This window comes from Candidatus Woesearchaeota archaeon, from assembly GCA_021735165.1.
In the GTDB taxonomy this organism is placed as follows: domain Archaea; phylum Nanobdellota; class Nanobdellia; order Woesearchaeales; family 21-14-0-10-32-9; genus JAIPET01.
The window spans coordinates 1-18720 of record JAIPHP010000024.1 but is presented as its reverse complement, the minus strand read 5'-3'; the positions used below and the strand labels follow the sequence as shown (position 1 = coordinate 18720).

22 protein-coding genes and 1 tRNA gene are annotated in these 18720 nt (G+C 29.4%); 14 read left to right on the top strand and 9 right to left on the bottom strand.

The window, feature by feature from the left end; genetic code table 11:
• The first annotated feature begins 132 nt into the window (after positions 1 to 132).
• Both K9L97_05595 and K9L97_05590 read left to right on the top strand, forming a co-directional pair.
• Positions 133 to 477: a hypothetical protein gene (locus K9L97_05595; GenBank protein ID MCF7872479.1), complete on the top strand. Its 345-nt coding sequence runs from the start codon at positions 133 to 135 to the stop codon at positions 475 to 477.
• On the top strand, positions 474 to 872 hold the full coding sequence (locus K9L97_05590; GenBank protein MCF7872478.1) for a SufE family protein: 399 nt from the start codon (positions 474 to 476) through the stop codon (positions 870 to 872). Before K9L97_05595 ends, K9L97_05590 begins: the two co-directional genes overlap by 4 nt.
• On the opposite strand, the gene K9L97_05585 is transcribed toward K9L97_05590, so the two are convergent.
• From K9L97_05585 to K9L97_05575, 3 genes are all read right to left on the bottom strand, one after another.
• Positions 867 to 1184 carry a YkgJ family cysteine cluster protein gene (locus K9L97_05585; protein MCF7872477.1) on the bottom strand — a complete coding sequence of 106 codons (318 nt, stop codon included), beginning with the start codon at positions 1182 to 1184 and terminating at the stop codon, positions 867 to 869. The genes K9L97_05590 and K9L97_05585 overlap by 6 nt on opposite strands.
• Before the next feature lie 77 nt (positions 1185 to 1261).
• The gene (locus tag K9L97_05580; GenBank protein MCF7872476.1) at positions 1262 to 1585 is read right to left on the bottom strand and encodes a hypothetical protein; all 324 of its coding nucleotides are present in this window, start codon (positions 1583 to 1585) and stop codon (positions 1262 to 1264) included.
• Between the two features lie 285 nt (positions 1586 to 1870).
• Positions 1871 to 2257 (bottom strand): hypothetical protein, encoded by a 387-nt coding sequence (locus K9L97_05575; protein ID MCF7872475.1) that lies wholly within the window; start codon positions 2255 to 2257, stop codon positions 1871 to 1873.
• A 98-nt stretch (positions 2258 to 2355) separates the two neighbouring features.
• Here K9L97_05575 and K9L97_05570 point away from each other — a divergent pair, with 98 nt between their 5' ends.
• Complete coding sequence (locus K9L97_05570; GenBank protein ID MCF7872474.1) at positions 2356 to 2547, top strand: hypothetical protein; 192 nt, start codon at positions 2356 to 2358, stop codon at positions 2545 to 2547.
• Between the two features lie 97 nt (positions 2548 to 2644).
• On the opposite strand, the gene K9L97_05565 is transcribed toward K9L97_05570, so the two are convergent.
• The gene (locus K9L97_05565; GenBank protein MCF7872473.1) at positions 2645 to 3382 is read right to left on the bottom strand and encodes a hypothetical protein; all 738 of its coding nucleotides are present in this window, start codon (positions 3380 to 3382) and stop codon (positions 2645 to 2647) included.
• Between the two features lie 120 nt (positions 3383 to 3502).
• On the opposite strand from K9L97_05565, the gene K9L97_05560 reads away from it, so the two are divergent.
• The gene (locus K9L97_05560) at positions 3503 to 4639 is read left to right on the top strand and encodes a hypothetical protein (GenBank protein ID MCF7872472.1); all 1137 of its coding nucleotides are present in this window, start codon (positions 3503 to 3505) and stop codon (positions 4637 to 4639) included.
• Positions 4640 to 4975: 336 nt separating this feature from the next.
• Complete coding sequence (locus tag K9L97_05555) at positions 4976 to 6118, top strand: Fic family protein (GenBank protein ID MCF7872471.1); 1143 nt, start codon at positions 4976 to 4978, stop codon at positions 6116 to 6118.
• Positions 6119 to 6425: 307 nt separating this feature from the next.
• Here the strand turns inward: K9L97_05555 and K9L97_05550 are convergent.
• Positions 6426 to 6669, bottom strand: a tRNA-Gln gene (locus K9L97_05550).
• A gap of 127 nt (positions 6670 to 6796) precedes the next feature.
• Between K9L97_05550 and K9L97_05545 the strand changes: the two genes are divergently transcribed.
• Positions 6797 to 7687, top strand: coding sequence for a hypothetical protein (locus K9L97_05545; protein ID MCF7872470.1), 891 nt, complete (start codon positions 6797 to 6799; stop codon positions 7685 to 7687).
• A gap of 30 nt (positions 7688 to 7717) precedes the next feature.
• The gene (locus K9L97_05540; protein MCF7872469.1) at positions 7718 to 8086 is read left to right on the top strand and encodes a hypothetical protein; all 369 of its coding nucleotides are present in this window, start codon (positions 7718 to 7720) and stop codon (positions 8084 to 8086) included.
• On the opposite strand, the gene K9L97_05535 is transcribed toward K9L97_05540, so the two are convergent.
• Positions 8083 to 8334 carry a hypothetical protein gene (locus K9L97_05535; GenBank protein MCF7872468.1) on the bottom strand — a complete coding sequence of 84 codons (252 nt, stop codon included), beginning with the start codon at positions 8332 to 8334 and terminating at the stop codon, positions 8083 to 8085. The genes K9L97_05540 and K9L97_05535 overlap by 4 nt on opposite strands.
• 237 nt (positions 8335 to 8571) lie before the next feature.
• Complete coding sequence (locus K9L97_05530; protein MCF7872467.1) at positions 8572 to 9987, bottom strand: FAD-binding protein; 1416 nt, start codon at positions 9985 to 9987, stop codon at positions 8572 to 8574.
• Positions 9988 to 10073: 86 nt separating this feature from the next.
• Here K9L97_05530 and K9L97_05525 point away from each other — a divergent pair, with 86 nt between their 5' ends.
• Positions 10074 to 10706: a hypothetical protein gene (locus tag K9L97_05525; GenBank protein MCF7872466.1), complete on the top strand. Its 633-nt coding sequence runs from the start codon at positions 10074 to 10076 to the stop codon at positions 10704 to 10706.
• Here K9L97_05525 and K9L97_05520 read toward each other — a convergent pair whose 3' ends face one another.
• Positions 10707 to 11252: a YdeI/OmpD-associated family protein gene (locus tag K9L97_05520; protein MCF7872465.1), complete on the bottom strand. Its 546-nt coding sequence runs from the start codon at positions 11250 to 11252 to the stop codon at positions 10707 to 10709.
• Positions 11245 to 11871 (bottom strand): endonuclease III, encoded by a 627-nt coding sequence (locus tag K9L97_05515; protein MCF7872464.1) that lies wholly within the window; start codon positions 11869 to 11871, stop codon positions 11245 to 11247. The genes K9L97_05520 and K9L97_05515 overlap by 8 nt, the downstream gene beginning before the upstream one ends.
• 89 nt (positions 11872 to 11960) lie before the next feature.
• Here K9L97_05515 and K9L97_05510 point away from each other — a divergent pair, with 89 nt between their 5' ends.
• The 6 genes from K9L97_05510 to K9L97_05485 all read left to right on the top strand — a co-directional run bounded on the left by K9L97_05510 (position 11961) and on the right by K9L97_05485 (position 18527).
• Positions 11961 to 12686 (top strand): alanyl-tRNA editing protein, encoded by a 726-nt coding sequence (locus tag K9L97_05510; GenBank protein MCF7872463.1) that lies wholly within the window; start codon positions 11961 to 11963, stop codon positions 12684 to 12686.
• Positions 12687 to 12773: 87 nt separating this feature from the next.
• Positions 12774 to 13457, top strand: coding sequence for an N-acetylmuramoyl-L-alanine amidase (locus K9L97_05505; protein MCF7872462.1), 684 nt, complete (start codon positions 12774 to 12776; stop codon positions 13455 to 13457).
• Positions 13432 to 14679, top strand: coding sequence for a class A beta-lactamase-related serine hydrolase (locus K9L97_05500; GenBank protein ID MCF7872461.1), 1248 nt, complete (start codon positions 13432 to 13434; stop codon positions 14677 to 14679). The genes K9L97_05505 and K9L97_05500 overlap by 26 nt, the downstream gene beginning before the upstream one ends.
• Positions 14676 to 16421, top strand: coding sequence for a hypothetical protein (locus K9L97_05495; protein MCF7872460.1), 1746 nt, complete (start codon positions 14676 to 14678; stop codon positions 16419 to 16421). Before K9L97_05500 ends, K9L97_05495 begins: the two co-directional genes overlap by 4 nt.
• Before the next feature lies 1 nt (position 16422).
• Positions 16423 to 17964 carry a VCBS repeat-containing protein gene (locus tag K9L97_05490; GenBank protein ID MCF7872459.1) on the top strand — a complete coding sequence of 514 codons (1542 nt, stop codon included), beginning with the start codon at positions 16423 to 16425 and terminating at the stop codon, positions 17962 to 17964.
• A 170-nt stretch (positions 17965 to 18134) separates the two neighbouring features.
• Positions 18135 to 18527 (top strand): hypothetical protein, encoded by a 393-nt coding sequence (locus K9L97_05485; GenBank protein ID MCF7872458.1) that lies wholly within the window; start codon positions 18135 to 18137, stop codon positions 18525 to 18527.
• Positions 18528 to 18720: the final 193 nt, after the last annotated feature.

Genomic DNA, 18720 nt, shown 5'->3' with positions numbered 1-18720 from the left:
ACTTTCATGTGTATTCACCTCCAAACGTAGCCGTTTGGAGCTTTCAAAGAAGTAGGAGGTATAAAAGCAAGACGAATTAAACGCAATTCCTCCCACGCTTAAAAGCGTGGGTATCCTTGCTAGGACATTACAATGAACATAATAAAAGACCCAAAAGAAAACAAAATAAAGCTAAACACAAAAAGCATACTTATTAGTAGAGATAGCAGTAAAAAAACCACGAATCAATACCGAACATTGCTAATAAAATGCTTTGATCAAAACAATCCTCATAAAGTACCAGACTTATTTCCAAAAACACAATACGAATTTACAAATACAGAAAAAATAAGACTAAGAAGATTAAATGTATCGTACTACTTAGAGGGAAACGACATAGTAATAAATGACTTAGAAGAAGCATACATAATAAAAGAAGGAAACAACATAATACTAAAAGGATACCAATACGAAATGGAACACAGAGAAATAAAATGAACTCGCAAGAGCTCAAAGAAAACCTACAATTTCTAAACGAAAATGAAAAACTAGAATACATAATCCAACTAGGAAAAGAACTTTTACCAATAAAAGAAAAAAAAGAAAAAAACAAGATACGAGGATGCACATCTAACGCTTATATAAAACTAATAAAAGAAAACAACCAACTAACAATTCAAGGAGACGCAGACTCAATAATAGTAAAAGGATACATAAAAATAATACAAATACTAACAGACAAAAAAACAAAAGAATACTTGCAAAATCAACTGGAAAAAGATATACTAAATTTAATAAAAGAAACAAAACTTGATATAAATATGTTGCCAAGCAGAGCAAATGCATTTTCAAACATGATACAACACATAAAAAAACAAGCAGAAAAACTATAGCTCAATTCTTTTCTTAGTTGCAGGATGAATTTTACAATCATAATTCTTAACATGCTTCCAGCCTCTGGGAAACTCCCTGCAAATCTTAGGCCTGGTTTTATGAATGGTGCAACCAATTTCCTCATCAAGAAAAATGCACTCCTCCTTATCTTTTTTATGAATCAAAAAAACACCAAATATTGCCCAGCGCTCAAGACAAAGAATAATATCATATCTTCCTTCTTTTTTCCAACGATCAACATCCTCTTGATAAATAAGAATCTTATTATTCTTACAACATTTATGACACGAACCACATAGATTTACAGACATGAAATAAAAACCAGAAAAACAAATTTAAATAATTTGCTAAGAACAATTAAAACATACAAGAAAAAAAGAAAAAAAAGTTACTTTTCACTCAAAAGTTTTTCTAAATAAGATATGCCCTTAAAACTTTCTTCATGATCCTTTCTCCGTATTTGCAACCACGTCTTCCAGGTCTCAATTTTTCTCTCAGGAACAAAATAAGTGCATGCATTTATAAGCTTTATAGCAGCGTCATATTTTCCACTACATATCGCATTGTCAATTCTATTAATATACTCCTGCTTTGGAGAGAGTTCTTTCTTTTTGTGCGTCGTCCTATGTGTTGAATAGTCTCTAGACATACTTGGCTGATAAAACATCAATGCACCTACACAAATCATAATACTTAAAATTAAACTTATCATTTTACAATACCTCCTAAATTTATTTGTATGCTTAATCAGAAGAAGCTATTTCATCGCCAAAAAATAACAGGTTTTTCAGACCCACCACAAAGAAAAACGACTTATAAGCAACATTACAACTACTTAGAATATAAAAAAACCGCCAAACCCAAAAACAAGGAATGCTCTCATACAAAAAACTACTCGCCTCGAATTTAAATAATTTGCTAAAAAACAACTCAAATGATACCATTACACACACAGAGATACTTTTTACATAAAGAACTAAAAAAAGAAAAAAAAGGTTTACTTAAATAAACCTGTAACCGTCTTATCAAACAAAAAGAAATACACAAAAAGACCATCATAGACAAGACTTAATATTGATCCTGGCAAACTAAACAAAGCTCCAATAAACCCAAGAATTGCCAAAATAGATAATAAAATTCTTGCCCAATTGGTATACTTCATTAATGCAACATAAAACCAAATCATTAAAGCACTAATGACAATCAAAACAATTCCACCAGCAGTTGCTATTCCTGCAACTAACGTTCCAACATCGCCAAGCATTCCAGCTATAAAAGAACCGCCAAAAGCGAGTATCAAACCGCCAATAACAGCCAATGCTGAAAATACAATTCCAATAATGCCGAAAACCCTTACAACAGTTTCAGCTCCTTTCTTATCCATAATATCAACCTCCATCACACAATTTTAAAAAAGAACAATATAAATATTTTCATTTTAAAACAAAAACACATATAAATGCAAGTAATAAAAACCCAAATATGGCTTTAACACCACAACTATTAGAAGGAAGCTTAGTTTTTATGATAATAGGGTACGCAATAGCACTAGCATTTCAAATATATGTCCTATACCTAAATTGGAAACAAAGCAAAGTAAACGACCAAATGACCCAACTATTAGAAGAAGTCAAAATTATAAGAAAAGAAATACAAAACAAAAAAAACAAATAATTCTGTAAAGCCAATAATCAAAAGCTATTTCGCGTTCCAAAAGACAAGTAGCCTGTCAGCTCTTTATAAACCTAGCTCGGAGAATGTGCATCAAATGTTATACGTTCTTTTTTGCAATATTCCAAAGCAACTCAAAGTTCTTTCTGTATCCTTCAGCAACTTCTTTATTATGTATTAGAATACTGTAACCTTCATCAGCAAATATAGTTATTGCAACATAATCTCCGGTTATCGCAGTTTCCTGATATTGACTAAACGACTCTTTTGATAAGAATTTTATCTTTGTTAATTTCATCTTCTGAAAATCTGTAATATAAGGAATAGTTTCATCACTTGCAATATGTCTTTGAGATAATTTATTTGCTATTCGTTTAGAATACATGTTTTTCCACCAAGTTAAACTCATAAAGTCCGTAGTTTCCTTTGAACCACCATAGCTCAGAAACTCTTTTTTCGTATTTTTAATTAAGATAGAATATACTTCGTTAATTCCTTTTTTTCCTTTAAACATGGACGTATTAGTCTCTTTATTTTGTAATGATTGTTTTTTCTTAAGTTCAGGAAGAATTGTTTCAAAACGTTTTTTCTTAAGTTCGACGTAATCCAAGAAATATTCAGGATCTCTTGCAGAATAAACTCTATGTTTTCCTTCTTTAATAAAACTAACAAGACCTTTCTTTATCAATGACAACAAAGCTCTGTGAACAACAGAACTTTGCAGAGATGTTTCTTCAATTATCTTTCCTGCGTGAATTTGACCTAGTTCTAAAAGAGAAATATATGTCTTAATCTCTGATTGTGTCAATCCTAAATCTTCAAGTATTTCGATATCCATTACTTTAAGATTCATTCTTGAATATATAAATATTTTGATAACACTCTCAATTGAGAGAGTAATTAATTAAATACTTGATTTGGTTACCTTCGAACAATAGTAAAATTTCAGGAGATAACTATGTCATCAACTAAAAAATCAAAAATTCCCTTCCAAAGAATTGCTAATTACTACCTAAGCTATTTTAAACCAAACACCTATGGGTGGAGTGAAGCGATTTATTCATTATCAAACACAATAATGTCCAACAGAAAAACAAGCGCAATTCCTGCATACAAATTGTTTAGTCGAATGGAAGATAATAGAACATCACAATTAGAATTGATAACTCCAGAAACGGTTGGAGAAATAATAAACATAATAAACACCAATCATCCTGAATTATTCTACAAAAAAAACGGCGAGTTTAGTGGCGGAACATATTTTGATGACCTGCTTGTCAGACCATCAATGAAAAATGAAAAATTAAAATTGCCTATAACTAATTTACTTTACACTGCAAAGGCAGATTCCACTAAATATGATCTTGCATACCTTCTTAATGAAACAACAAGATTTCGCCGTGCATTAATAGATACTAGGACGACATGCGGATATTATGCAAATCCATCTCCTCACATAGACGATTTATTGATCGAGAAAGCATTACTTTATTTTAGCGAAACAAAACAACTTGAAAAAAAAGCAAGACTTGCAGAACGAACAAAAAAATATGAAGATGCAACAAGAGCATTCATTGGCATAAATGAGCCAAGAGCAGCAGGATTATGTGCATGGCTAGGTGGAAACATTGAACAAGCATTAGACATATGGATAACAACAGAAGAAAAAGATGAAAAACACAGGACTATAACACAGAATTGGATTAAAAATGCACTTATGGATAGCCAAACGGCAGATAAATACAAAGAATGGAGTAAACCAATCAATATTGAAGATTTAAGCCAAAAAGCATACGCAGTCTTAGAATCAGAAGGTTTTGAAGTAATACAAATGGCAGATTGGAAAAAACCAAAAGATGCACATTTAATTCTTGAAAAACCAACAGAAGATTATCAATATGGATTTCAATTAGTATTCAAACCCGAATGGTTCGGAAGCGGATATGAATGGAAACCAACAAAAAAGACTAATTTAATGGTTCATGCATATTCAGACAACATATTTGTTGAACGAAAAGATAGAAATATGCTTATTGAAAATCCGCCAATAAGAGAGATAATTCTTTATCATAAAAAAGATAGTAGCTCTGCCTGAGCTACGTTAAAACAATGTTTTTTAGTAATTTTTGAAGAAATTTGAAGTCAACCATATTTTTCTCAAACATCAAAATTCATCAGTTTGAGAGTCTGAAATAAGAAATTCCGCGTGACAAGAACTTTGGTCCTCGAATGCACTAAAAAATCGAAGATTTTTGGTGTGCCAAAAACAAATTTGTTTTTGAGCATCACGCAAAGGTTAATAGCCCGCCCGCTTGCCATACTATAAATACTTATCTCGGAGTATGTTAATCAAACGTATAAAATTAACTAAAATTGCGTTTTTTCTATAAAAATAGTTAATTTTATATATTCTGAGGACTTTCACAACAATATGCCCACTAAATATGATGTATTTGCTGAACTTATAGAAAAAGCGCCTTGCACTGCAAGTAAGTTGCCCTTCAAAACACCCATTTATTCGCATTTGAAATCGTTGATAAAAGAAAATCTCATCAAGAAAGATAGTACAAAATATATTCCTGTAAAAAACAACAAAAGCCAAGCAATTTTCTCAATAATAAAATATTGCCTGAAAAATGGTTTAGACTATAATTTAATACTGTCAAAAAACACTCCAAAAATAATTCAGGAACTTTTTTCTAAAGCACCAAATCTAAGACCAAAATTACTTACTGGAAACAAAGAAAATGCAGAGATACTAAACTACTTAGAAAAAAATCAATTCATACTCCTAACAAAAAATAAACCAAAAAAAGGAATAATACTAAAACATCAACTATTCGAATCAATAAAAATTCTTTACAACATAAAGCAAGAATTTAACACAACAAAATACATCAACACCTTTAATGAAGTTAAAGAATTAAAATCTGAAGAAATAAACCCTTTTGATGATAAAGTATTTGAATTCTTATCAGGATCAGCACAATTAGAAGGAAGCACTGTAACTATAGGAGAAACAAAAGAACTCATACTTAACGACATATATCCAGAGAAACCAAAAAAAGATATCCAGATGGTAAAAAATCTTAATGAAGCAATGCACTACATCTTAGAACATATCAATGAAGATATAACAGAAGAACACATAAAAGAAATCAACAAAATAGTATTATTTAGCATGCATAGAAATGCTGGAAAATACAAGACAACACACAACAAAATACAAGGCAATCCAGACTTCAAAACCTCGCACCCAAGTAAAGTATCAATAGAAATGAAATCATATTGTGAGAAACTAAAAACGATAAACACCAAGGAAAAGTGTCTAAAAGAAATTGGATTCATTCATAACGAAATACAACATATACATCCATTCAGCGATGGAAATAGCAGAACAACAAGAATGATACTTAACTGGATACTGCTAAAAAATAAAGCTCCAATCATAGTCATAAAGATGGGCTGCTTTGATGAATACATGAGCTTGACAAAACTCAGCAAAACAAGAGACGACAAAAAACTCACGCAACTATTTCACCACACCTTACTACACGAAGAACTAATAAATTAAGAAAAATTAAGAAAAAAACATAAAAAAAGTTAATTATACGAATAATTCTCAGGTGACTACAAAAATACAAAAATGTAGACACCTCAATAATAGCTCTGCTTGAGCTACGTCAAAACAGTGTTTTTTGACATTTTTCCAAGAAATATGAAGTCAGCAAGATTTTTCTCAAACACCAAAATTCATGAAATTGAGAGCTTGAAAATAGAAAATTGCGGACAATCAAAGTTTGGTCCTCGAATGCACTAAAAAAGCAAAGCTTTTTGGTGCGCCAAAAACACTTAGTTTTTGAGCGTCACGCAAAGGAATATAGCCCCGCCCGGATTTGAACCGAGGTCCTCGCCTATCTCCAATTAAATATCTTTAGTGTATTCGCCTTTTAGGCGACATACGCTCAGGTGTTCTCAGAAATTTTTCAATTTCTGGAATGCCATAAACTATGTTTCTGTGCATTAATGGACGATACTTCGGCAAACAATGTTTGCGAAGTTCGGAAAGTTATTTCCCGAACCATTACCAGAGGGCGAGATGATTGGCCGCTACACTACAGGGCTACTAATATTTTTCATGCTCAAACTTATTATTGTTTGGCACCAATTAGAAGAAATTTGTGCAGGATTTAAATTTAATTATTTTTAAAGTAAGAGAATTATTTAAAAGTGAATAAATTTTTCTGATTTTATGAGTTTTTTAACATATAATGCGCTATTGAACAAACACGACATAATTATCTTAGATAAAGATACCGCTTATTCAATAGATGCAAAATTTAAACAAGATTTCGAATTAATTAAAGAACAAAAAGATTTACCTGGTTTGTATGGGAAAATTGCGCTTTTTGCTTTTAATGAAACAAAAAAAATGGTTTCTGAAAGTAATATTTTTGTCACTAATGAATTCGTGGAAGATTATCAAAATGCAGGCAAAAAAATATTATCTAAATCTTTAATGTTGCAAAAAACAAAAAGATCTAATGGTAGTGCAGACATATTAAAAAATATAAAAAAAGCATCTAATGGGTTTAAGGATATAGGTAAAAAATGTAAAATTGTAAATACTAATGTAGATGATTCTGAATTATATTGTGCAATTAATGGATTGAATAATAAAATAGCATACGCATTTTTTGATCAAGCAGATAAAACGCATAATTCTATTAATTCAATTGACATGTATTTAAACCTTAAAGGAGAAGATTCTTCTATTTTAACAGCTTATGATTATATTGTTCAATTAAACTCATTAACTAAATTATTAATGAATCATTTTGAAAACAACAAATTTTTATCTGAATACATTAAAAAATCTCAAGAAATATATCAACCACATGTTGTTGAACTAACTCCTGCCTCTGCTCAAATATTAGGATACCAATATATACCAAATACAAAAATAATCATGTTCAAAAAAGTTGACACGAATTATTTTGATAAAGCCATAAGAGAAAATCCACGGATAGGAAAAAACCTTGAAAGATTTCTTGATGAAATAAAACCTGAACTAAGAACAATAAATAAAAGAATAAACCATGCAAAAAAATACAAAACACACTGGACAAATGTAGGAGAATAATATATAAATAATGACCATTCTTGTAAGTTTATGACTTCCCAAATATTATCAAAGGCATTTTTTGGAAAAAACAATTGTCTAAAAGCATACTTAAATGACAAATTGGATTTTTATATAGAATTTGGCAAAATGCAAGACGAAAAAACATGGTCTTGGAAAAAAGTCAAAATGAACGATGACGAATTAGGAGAATTACTAAATGTATTAGAAGGAAAGAAAAACACAATAAATTTTTTTCATGATTTTAAAGGGGACAAAACCCAAATATGGACTAGTATGAAAGACAAATTCTTTTTTATCAAAGTAAAAGAAGTCAACAAATCCTTAAACGAGGGAGAACAAAGAGTTCTTCTTGAATTATTGAGGTATTCCATTCTGAGAATGAATATGAAGCTTTAATGATACTTAACCCATCCAAACAACACAGATATTGTAGCAACTAAACCCACAAAGTTTGAAACTATAACTGCATAATTAAGTATTGTTATACCGTACAAAAACCAAACTAATGCACCCATAAACAAAAGCGAATATGTAATTAAAGATAAATCTTTAGCACTTTTTCTCGTATAAATTCTATACGCCTGAGAAAAATGACTTGCACCCATAATAACTCCAAATACTGTTGCTAATATCATCAAAAACATTTCTTGAAAAAGAATAAATAAAAAGTATAAAAAACTATCTGTTTTAATTAATCAGTTTCTAAATAGACTAAAAGAAACAAAACGTCATAAACAAAAAAACAAAAAAATAAACAAACACAAAAAATAAAACTAATTTAACCCATAAAAATTTGCTAAAAAAAGAAACGGATAACATCTCCCAAGAATTTCATAATTTACCATCTGAAAACCATGTAAAACAAAGTTATTTAATAAGATTTAAAATTTTTTACCCTGAGTTAAAAGTTGCCAGTAAAACTTGATTGCACCTAAAATAATTGTCGGTTTATATTTTTCTTTGACATGTGTTCTTTCAAACACATCTAATAAGCATTTTTCTGCACCATATTTCTTTCTTAACTTTTTATACCATCTTAAATCATATAATTTCCAAAATTCTTCTTTTGGATAATATGCGTGTGCATATAACATTTTTCTTGCGTTTATAGAATTAGCAAATTTTTCTATGTCTCGGTTAGATTTTAAATAATTTTCAGCAAATTTTTTAGACCTTCCATAAAAACCGACATTAATAAGAAATTTAGCCTTTGAATAATGAGGACTTAACTTCTGTAATTTTTTTGTAGGCTTAACAGGACACAACCATATTGGAAATACATTCACTCTTTCTTTTGTGTACTTAATAAAATCTGCTGTTTTGTTTAAAGGCGTATAAAAATCTTGTATGAAAAACATTTGAGATAGATTTCCTAAATGAAGCGCTTTATACATTCTTCTAGTTGAAAGTGATTGATTAAATAAAGTTCTTGTTATTAAATTATATCCTCCCACGTAATTCACAAAGTATTGGCCCATCCAATAAGCAGCTCTATCATACCTAAAATAGTAATCCTTAAGAGGTACAGATTCTGTTTTTACTTTGAAGTCTTTTGTTATCGAATCTACATGTTTATAGAACCAAGGATCAAAAGCTCTTGTAAATTTTCTAATCTCAAAATTTGGAGAATCAGACAATTTTCCTGAAATAATAACAACTTTATAAGATGAAAACACTATACCATCTATGAAATCGACATTTCTTTTCATCATTGATTCCATGTATTCTATTGATTCTTCAACACTACTGAAAAAATTATATGTTAAATCAACATAGTTCTTTGATTTAATTAGAGAAATTTTTACTTTAGTGAGCAATCCTAAACTGCCATATGATCCTGTTTTACCGTAAAAAAGATCTTTGAAACTATTTTTGTTTGCGATAACTTTTTTCCCTGTAGGCAATATAACCTCATATTCTGTACACGAATCGTTAAATTGACCAAATTTAAAAGAACTGCTTTCAAGAGCAGCGCCTTCAATTGCGCCTCCAACAGTTATATCTGAAAACTCCATAACAACTTTTGGCATTAACCCAAATTTTAAGCATTCATCTAATAATTGTTTCATTGTCACAGAAGGTTCAACTTCTGCAATCAATTTTTTCTTATTTATCAAAATAATATTGTTCAAATGGCTAATGTCTATTTTATTATATGTATGCCTGCTCTTTTCTCTGGTACTATGAGAACCTACGTGCGTAAATATTAGTTTTTCAGCAGAATTTGATTTAGAATATAGCTTCATACTTTCAACAATATTGTCAACTTCTGCATCATGTTCTTTTATTGAAATCATATTTTTCACATTTTACTTTAATTTATTTGATTTTAATATTTTTTCATTTAATAAGATTTAAAATAATTTGCTAAATAACGCAATAAATGAAAGACAAATTTAAGGAACATTACATAAAATTCAGACCTATAATTAAAAAAAGACTCTTGGAATTCTCTGAATTCAGAAGAAAAGGCACAAAAGAACTATTTGAAGAAATGGCTTTTTGTGTTTTTGCAGCAAATAGTTCTGCAGAAATGGCAAATACGGCTCTTAATTTATTAAAACCTGTTCTTTGGAGTGGAACTTTAAAAGATTATAAAAAAAAAGTTCATAAAAAAGTCCGATTTTACAATGTAAGATCCAAATATTTACACGAAAATAGATTAATAATAGAAAATTTTGAAAAACAAAAAATTGATTTTAAGAAACATCTTGAATCTTTGGAATATAAAGAAAGACGTGAATTCATAAGAAAAAATTTCAAAGGTTTTGGCATGAAGGAAGCATCTCATTTTCTTAGAAATATAGGATATGAAGGATACACGATAATAGACAAACATGTTTTGAATATGATGCATGATATGGATGTTATAAAATCAAATAGCGCTCCGAAAACTCCTGATGAATATTATAAGATAGAAAAAAAAATAATAGACTTTGCAGAAAAAGAAGGATACGATATTGACGAATTAGATCTTGCATTATGGAGTTTCAAAGCAGGCAAAGTTATGAGATAATCAAATGAGTTTCATTGCAGCCATGATTTCTTTCACTCTTTTCTCTTTTGTTTCAGGACGTTTCGCTCTGAGAATCATTCTATAATGTAATTTCTTTGTAGAAGGAGCTAATTTTTCATATTTTTCACGAGCTCTTTTGTTTTTTTCTAAAGCTTTCTTTAATTCAGAAGGCATTTCTGGATTCTTAGGTATTCCGTAATCATGTGGCTTTTTCTTTAATCCTTCTTTATACATTTTTAACCCGAAAGAACTCATACGACCTTCTTTAATAAGTTCCTCTCCGTATTTTAATGTGTTATAACTCCATTTGCTATTTGAATTTCTTTTTACATAACAAATCTGAAATCTTTTTTCATCAAGTCTTTTTGTAGTTGTATCGATCCATCCGAAGCAAATTGCTTCCTTCATAGTATCTGCATTGCTAAGAATTTTTTTCCCAGTATGTTTCTTGTACTTTATTAGAAAAACTTTATCTTCTTTTTGATGATTTTTTTCCAACCAATTACGCCAAGCAACTAAACTTTTAGGAATTATAGATTTAACCACTTTTTATCTTCTCCAAGAATTTATCTTTATCATAACCCTTAACATCTTGCCCCCAGAGGACAAATATCCTATTTATTTTGTTCCAATATTTTTCTGGCGCTACTTTCATGAGTTCTTTTTCTGTCTGATCAGGAGTTTTAGTTTTAACTAAACCTAAAACATTTGAAATTCTATGAACATGAGTATCAACACATATTCCTTGTTTGTTAAATAATTCTCCTATTATAAGATTAGCAGTTTTTCTTCCAACTCCCGGCAAATCTATTAATTCTTCAAGTGTACTTGGAACTTTTCCACCATGTTTTTCTAATAATATTTTAGCAGTCTTTATTGCGTATTTTGCTTTATTTTGATAATAGTTCAAAGGTCTTATATACATTTTTAAGACTTCTTCATCTATTTCAACAAATTTTTTCAAGGACTCATATTTTTTAAAGAGTTTTTCACAAACAGGTATAGTTACTTCATCTCTTGTCTGCGCTGAAAATATTGTTACAATAAGTGTTTGCCAATCATATTTCCAGCCCTCGCCGGCAAGTCTTCTTTTGCTATTTTTATAATGCGCACTCGCAATTGCAAACACTTCTAAAAACAACTTTTTTCTTTCTTCTAAAGTCATAATAAAATAATTATTTTTTTACTATTATTAAAATTTATGCAAAACATTTTTATTGTATTAACTTTTAAACATGAATTGAGGTAAACATTATGAAAAATCCAAAATATATGTACGATTCATATCTTAAAGAGTTTGAGACAACTGTAAAAAAAGCAAATAGCAAATTCATAGTTTTAGAAGATACAATAATTTATCCAACAAGCGGCGGTCAACCCCACGATACTGCCACTTTAATGAGAGAAAACGGAGATGAATTCAAAGTTGTCTTTTCAGGCAAATTTAATGGGGAGCTAAGCAACGAAATAGATCGGGAAGGGCTAAAAGAAGACGACAAAGTGAAAATAATTCTTGACTGGGATAGAAGATACAAACATATGAGATATCATACTGCAGCACACATAATTTCAGGAATTCTTCATAAACAAGCAGGAGCACTTATTACGGGTAATCAAATAAGCGAAGAAAAATTAAGAATAGATTTTAATCTTGATAATTTTGACAGAGAAGAATTGCAAAAATACATAGACTTTGCGAATGAAGAAATCAAAAAAGATATTGAAGTCAAAGCGTATTTTAAACCAAAAGAAGAAGCTATGAAATTGCCAGGATTAATTAAATTAGCTAATGCGGCCCCTCCTGATTTGGATATCTTAAGAATTGTTGAGATTCCAGGAGTTGATCTTTGTGCTGACGGAGGAACGCATGTTCGAAGCACTAAAGAAGTTGGAAGGGTAGAACTTGTAAAAGTTGAAAATAAAGGAAAAAACAACAGAAGAATGTATGTTAAGATTCCTGAAAACTCCCTAATCGGATAATTGCGATTCAATTATTTTTTCTTAAATTTCTGTTTATTTATAAATAAAAGAAAACATTTAAATATTATTAAATTTTACCACTAAATAATGGCAATTAAATATGTTGATAAGAAATTAGGATCTCTAAATGTTACAGAATGCCAATACCGATTAGGCGACAACATAGAGCCTTTAAAACAAATAAACCAAATATTTGTCCACAACATATTTTCTCAAAAAACCCCTGATGAAGTTCTAGAACTTCACAAATCAAAAAACTGGGCAGGCATAGGATATCATTTTATGATAAATAAAAAAGGAACAATATTTTATTCAAGACCATTAGAAATAATGGGCTCGCATGTTTATGGAAAAAATAGAGATAGCGTCGGTATAGCTTTTTTTAATTTAGATGAATGTATAAATTCAAACGAATCAATAAATTCATACAAAAATCTGATTAAACAACTGAATATAATCGCCAAAAAAAATCTGTACATTAAATCCCACACCATAGGACAATTAGAATTAATAAAAGAATACCAAAACAAATTATTTGAAGAAATGGGAAACACTACAAAAAAGATTAATTTCGCACTAAACGAAACATCAAATAATAAAACAATTTTTGAAAAGAACAAAAAGCTAATAGAAAATAAAATTAAAGAATTTAATTTTAATGAACTTCTTGAAAATCAAAAAGACACATATAGACAAGTACAAGAACTAATCAACAATCTCAAGAATTGCCCTGGAGAAAAATATTATGACCTCGCAAAAGAAAGAATCTAAACTTGTAAATGCATTCAGTAATATAAAATTTTATTCAGCTCTAGCTATAGAAACTATAAAAAACAAATTAGAAGAAGCTCTCCTCATAGATACAGACACCAACTCCACTTATAAATACAGATTCAATAATAACTCGAAAATATCAGAATTCAGATACAAAGCTAATAAATTAAAAGAAATACAAAAAATAATCGATGTTAAAAATATAAAAAATTTAAAAACAAAAATTGAAGAAAACGAAGACATATTTTTTAACCCTTTAAACGGAGGAGAATTAAAAATATCATTTGATGATTTTAAAAATAACTATTCCTTTAACATAAACGGAGATAAATCTGGGTGGGCAGCATCAATAATAAAAGTGCCTATAATGGTATCTGCAATGAGACACTTAGACCAAGGACATTTTTCTCTTAATTCAAAACTAACCATAGACCACAAATATCCTCTTGAAAAAACAGATACAGTAACCAGACTTAAAACAGGAACAAAAATTTCTGTTGAAGAATTAATATATCTTATGATAACTGAATCAGATAATGAAGCAACAAATATGCTTTCAGACTATATAGGAATAAAAAAAATAAACCAAGATTTTTTAGATTTGGGATATAAAAAAACTGCATTAGGACACTTATTAGCACATGGCGTTCATAGATATAAAACAAAAAATAACCCTTCTGGAAGCAACATAACAACAACAAACGACATGAATAAAATATTAAGACACATATATGAAAAAAAATCAGCCACAAAAGAAAGTTGCGAATTTATGATAGATGTTCTAGAACATGAAAAGTTCAAAATAGGAAGAAAGTATATTCCAAAAAGTAACATTATTGGATCCAAAATAGGGCTAATATCAGATCCTTTTTCAGGCGATGATATCCATAATGTGTCTGTTGTAAATAGAGACTATGCATTATCAATAATGCTAAACAAAGTTAACAGTAAGTTTTCAACATATAAAGACTTGAAAAAAAGAGAAAAAATTTCAGAAGCCCAATTGCTATATGAAGATGAAACTAAAGATGAAAGTTTAGATGCGTGGTTTGACTTATTAAAACACATTAAAAAATTTGAGAAAGAAAATAATTATGATTTGTCTTTCGATTTAATAGGAATTCCAAGAAAAAAAGCAGAAATTTCATCACCTCAAGAATTAATATCCCTAGTTTCAGGATTGACATATGAATTATATTATAAGAACAGATTACAATGAAAAAAGATGCAATATACGTAGGCATAGAAAATGAATTTATTCCCTATAATAGACTTAATTTTAAACATAATAATTTAACAGCAGATTTTGTTCCATTAGCAAAAAAACATAATCAACCAACATATTATAAAGGAGGACATACAATAAGAACACATCTAGGACATGGAATATATATAGATGGTGCCGAGCCTGAAATTTGTACAGCACCTGTCAGAATAAGAAAAGGTTTTGTCAAAGAATTCGGAGACACATTACATAATGCTAGGAAAAATTTGTTAGACATACTAGAGATTGATAAAATAAGTATAATTGGTTATTCTTCACACTGGAACATAAGTATGCCTTCTGATTTTGAAGAATATCTTCCGAAATATATAAGCACACCACTCGCATTATTTTCACTCACACCCATATCTTATGCTTCTAATTTTAGAACAAAATCAGATCCATCGAACAGAGTGGAATATCTTGGAGATTATATAGAAAGCGTAGAACAAAATGAAGCATTCATGCTTCTTTACTCATCGGCAGTATTAAACTCTGAAAAAATAGTTAGAAATTTTAAATTAGCTAAACCTGAAACCATAACTACTGAGCAAGTTATAAAAAACCCGTTAAAAGACGGAAGGTACTCACAAATAAAAGTCTTTGATAGAGAAAAACAACAATATAAAACAATAAAAGCACAGGAATATCTAGAAGAATTATATGATTTTTTGGAACAAGATATCAAACAAATAGCCAATCCCTCAGAAATAAGCAATCTTGAAGCATATATTACAGGAAAAAAAGTTTTGGAAATAGACCTGCTTAAAAAATATGCACATTTATCAAAAATCAAAAAATCAAAAGAATATGATTTTGACAAAAGATTAATAGTGCTGAAAAATAATTATGAAGATTTCAAACCAATACCTGAAGGACCTTCAAAACTTCTTTCAGAACTAACTTCTAGAAATGAATCAAAATATTTTAATGGCGACGAATTATCAACAGAAGGATTATCCTGGTCAGATTTCCAAATACAATCAGACGGAGGTTATATAAATTCTGGGGACTTAAAAAGTGTTGATCATATAGATACTCTGGCTAGGTTTACAGAATTAATTCCTTCAGAGCTAAGATTAGCCTCATTAAAAACAATTTGCGATATCTCGCATTTAAATAAACATCATGTAACTAATGAAGAAATTAGTGAGATAGAATTTGACACATTTCAAAACATTAATTATATCGACAAACTTAATTCTAAAAAAATAAAAAAAATACTCATAAAAGATAAAGAATTTAGATCTAGATACAAATCCAAGAAAATCTGGAATGAACCCATCACTCAAGATATGGTGAATACTTGGTTAAAAGATAAACTTGAAAAAGCTATATATGAGAAAAAAAAGGACATAAAATACAAAGATGAAAAAACAACAAATATTGATGAGAGTTTGATAGACTTAAAGGAATACGATTATGAAAAAGATACGTTTTATGATAAAGCATTTATTTCGGGAAATCAATCCACTTTAAAACTTATTATTAATAAATCCGCACCTACAACAAAAGTAAAAAATAAATTCTTTTTTATTGCACTTGGAGCATTCGCCACGACAATGTTTTTTAATATAGGATATGATAAATTTTCTGATGACATACCTGTCAAACCAGAAATAAAAGTTGAAGAATACAAACCTGCTTTAGATAGTCTAAATACAGGATTTGTCCAGGAACAATGGGAGGATGAATAATATGTCACAAGAAACAATAATGGATAAAATAAATGATGGATATTATTCAAAATCTAAAACAGAAAGGATATTAATAAAATACTTAGCAAAACCAACAAAATTATTACGTTTTGCCGTAAAAAAAATACCTGCACTGTTAACAGGCACTTTATTAGCAACAGGCATAATATATTTAGCTAATTCTTTAACCTCAACAGATAAAAATTTAAAAGAATCTATACAAAATAAAGAGTATTCTAAAACTATTGAAAACATAGATCATGTGCTAGAAGATCAATCCTTAAGTGAATATCTTATTAATGGCATCATAGATGAAGATTTCTCTAAGACTGATGCACAACTCGCTGCAATAAATTTTTCTGAAGATGATGAAAATAATTTTTCCTTTTTTAAAAAAGAATTTATAGGATGTGCTTCAGAAACAGGATTAAAAAAAATAACAGTATCAGGAGAAGATTATTTAATTTTTAGCAATTCAAAAGGTCTCCACGTATTCAATGAAACTAATTATTCTGTTATCCCTAAAATAAAACTTATGGGAAAATTACATGTTGACAAAAATGAAAAAAATAAAGTTATAGCAAGAGATGAAGAAGATAATATCTATGAAATAAAATTTAATACCATACCTGAAAGCTATTTGCCTTCAGAAAAAATATCTGTTACAAGCAGACACATTAAATCTAACAATTCAGATATTTCAAATATAATATTGGATGATATAAATGGCGATGGCGAAGAAGAAATTTTATACACAGATAGAGAAAGTAATTTCTCCATAATATCACAAAAAGGAATTACAATATCTAAACATAAATACAGTGAAGAAGAAAATAACTTTTTGTATAGTCCTTTAATTGTGGATGTTGACAAAGATGGAAATAAAGATGTTGTAGTTAATTCAGATTATCAAACTCACATAATATATCTGGAAAATTTTAATGTTAAAAATATTTTGAACGTTGATTTAACTTCCCAGGCACAATTCAAAAGTATTAATATAGGTAATAAACAATATTTCTTTGGTGTTGATGATGAAGTTCCAACATTATATGATGGTCTTTTTTCTAAAGTGTCAATAGCAAAAAATGATTTCGAATTTGTTAGTACAGATTGGAAAGAAAAAGATTATGGTTTAAAAATTGAACAAGTTAATGGAGAATATATTAATTCAATAGTGCATTATGGGGATTATAAAAATATTAGTGCTCTTAATATAATGCAGTCAAAAGAAATAATTTCAAAATGGAAAACAGCTCTTACTGCTAATACATGCTATCACTCAGGCCCTGTTTTTGTAAAATTAAAAGATGATGACTCTCACCAAGTTATGTATGGTTCCATTGATGAGGAACTTATTATTTTAGACAAGAATAGTGGTAAAAAATTAATGAATTTAAAGCTTGATGATGATCTTTTCACAGATGTTATTAAATATGAAACGCTCAATGGGAAAAAATATCTTATGGCATTATCTGAAGATAACATATATCTTATGGGAGATTCTTGGTTTAAATCTGAAATTCTGAATTTCAAGTACTAGTTTTGCTTCAGAAATGAAATATATATTTTTTTGTGCCAGTTAATTAAGAATTTATTCTTCTCATTTATAAATAAAAATACGTCATAAAATATTCTAGTATACAATAAAGTATACCATGCTACTAAAGTATAGAAAAGTTTATAAATAACCACAATAATGTATTTTGTAAGATGCAGTACCTTGAACAAATGCAGAGAACCGCCAGAATAGCTTCATTTAACAGAAGCAACTCTGTAGAACAAGAACCTACTGCAAATGAAAAAATCCAAGAAATTCTAGGAATGGTACAACAACAAAAAGATCACTCTAACAGAATTCTACAGTTGTGCCAAAACAAAATTTATTCCCTGGAAAAAGAGGTAAATATTTTGAGAGGAGAACTCGCAAAAGCAACGGAAAACATAAATAAAATAAATGACAAAGAAGTCGTGAAACGATCAAGAGAGGCCTTGTTCAATAGGCAAGAAAAAGCGCCTATGGACAAGCCGATCGATCGTACAGGAGTCGCTCCAAAAGACGTACAAATAGAACAAATATTCAATTTCAGCGGAAGAAGATTCTAAAACCACCCTCCCCTTGTTTAAAACTCTTCTTCCCTTCTTTTTTTCTCCAAACAAAACTGTGTTATCCTGTAAGTATTTCCCTTCGATACCTTTTTTCGTTTTATCATTTATTAAACCTCCGCTTTCAACTTTCGTTGAAAGGCTTGTTCTGGTGTTTCCAGAACATTAAATCTAAGAGCCATGTGTGGCCTTA

Excerpts from the sequence above, each read along its gene's own strand:
- K9L97_05505 (MCF7872462.1), top strand. The coding sequence starts at position 12,774 with ATGGCAATTAAATATGTTGATAAGAAATTAGGATCTCTAAATGTTACA.
- K9L97_05560 (MCF7872472.1), top strand. The coding sequence starts at position 3,503 with ATGTCATCAACTAAAAAATCAAAAATTCCCTTCCAAAGAATTGCTAAT.
- K9L97_05495 (MCF7872460.1), top strand. The coding sequence starts at position 14,676 with ATGAAAAAAGATGCAATATACGTAGGCATAGAAAATGAATTTATTCCC.
- K9L97_05565 (MCF7872473.1), bottom strand. The coding sequence starts at position 3,382 with ATGGATATCGAAATACTTGAAGATTTAGGATTGACACAATCAGAGATT.
- K9L97_05545 (MCF7872470.1), top strand. The coding sequence starts at position 6,797 with ATGAGTTTTTTAACATATAATGCGCTATTGAACAAACACGACATAATT.
- K9L97_05510 (MCF7872463.1), top strand. The coding sequence starts at position 11,961 with ATGAAAAATCCAAAATATATGTACGATTCATATCTTAAAGAGTTTGAG.
- K9L97_05485 (MCF7872458.1), top strand. The coding sequence starts at position 18,135 with ATGCAGTACCTTGAACAAATGCAGAGAACCGCCAGAATAGCTTCATTT.
- K9L97_05595 (MCF7872479.1), top strand. The coding sequence starts at position 133 with ATGAACATAATAAAAGACCCAAAAGAAAACAAAATAAAGCTAAACACA.
- K9L97_05570 (MCF7872474.1), top strand. The coding sequence starts at position 2,356 with ATGGCTTTAACACCACAACTATTAGAAGGAAGCTTAGTTTTTATGATA.
- K9L97_05530 (MCF7872467.1), bottom strand. The coding sequence starts at position 9,987 with ATGATTTCAATAAAAGAACATGATGCAGAAGTTGACAATATTGTTGAA.
- K9L97_05540 (MCF7872469.1), top strand. The coding sequence starts at position 7,718 with ATGACTTCCCAAATATTATCAAAGGCATTTTTTGGAAAAAACAATTGT.
- K9L97_05585 (MCF7872477.1), bottom strand. The coding sequence starts at position 1,184 with ATGTCTGTAAATCTATGTGGTTCGTGTCATAAATGTTGTAAGAATAAT.
- K9L97_05555 (MCF7872471.1), top strand. The coding sequence starts at position 4,976 with ATGCCCACTAAATATGATGTATTTGCTGAACTTATAGAAAAAGCGCCT.
- K9L97_05590 (MCF7872478.1), top strand. The coding sequence starts at position 474 with ATGAACTCGCAAGAGCTCAAAGAAAACCTACAATTTCTAAACGAAAAT.
- K9L97_05500 (MCF7872461.1), top strand. The coding sequence starts at position 13,432 with ATGACCTCGCAAAAGAAAGAATCTAAACTTGTAAATGCATTCAGTAAT.
- K9L97_05515 (MCF7872464.1), bottom strand. The coding sequence starts at position 11,871 with ATGACTTTAGAAGAAAGAAAAAAGTTGTTTTTAGAAGTGTTTGCAATT.
- K9L97_05525 (MCF7872466.1), top strand. The coding sequence starts at position 10,074 with ATGAAAGACAAATTTAAGGAACATTACATAAAATTCAGACCTATAATT.
- K9L97_05535 (MCF7872468.1), bottom strand. The coding sequence starts at position 8,334 with ATGTTTTTGATGATATTAGCAACAGTATTTGGAGTTATTATGGGTGCA.
- K9L97_05490 (MCF7872459.1), top strand. The coding sequence starts at position 16,423 with ATGTCACAAGAAACAATAATGGATAAAATAAATGATGGATATTATTCA.
- K9L97_05580 (MCF7872476.1), bottom strand. The coding sequence starts at position 1,585 with ATGATAAGTTTAATTTTAAGTATTATGATTTGTGTAGGTGCATTGATG.
- K9L97_05575 (MCF7872475.1), bottom strand. The coding sequence starts at position 2,257 with ATGGATAAGAAAGGAGCTGAAACTGTTGTAAGGGTTTTCGGCATTATT.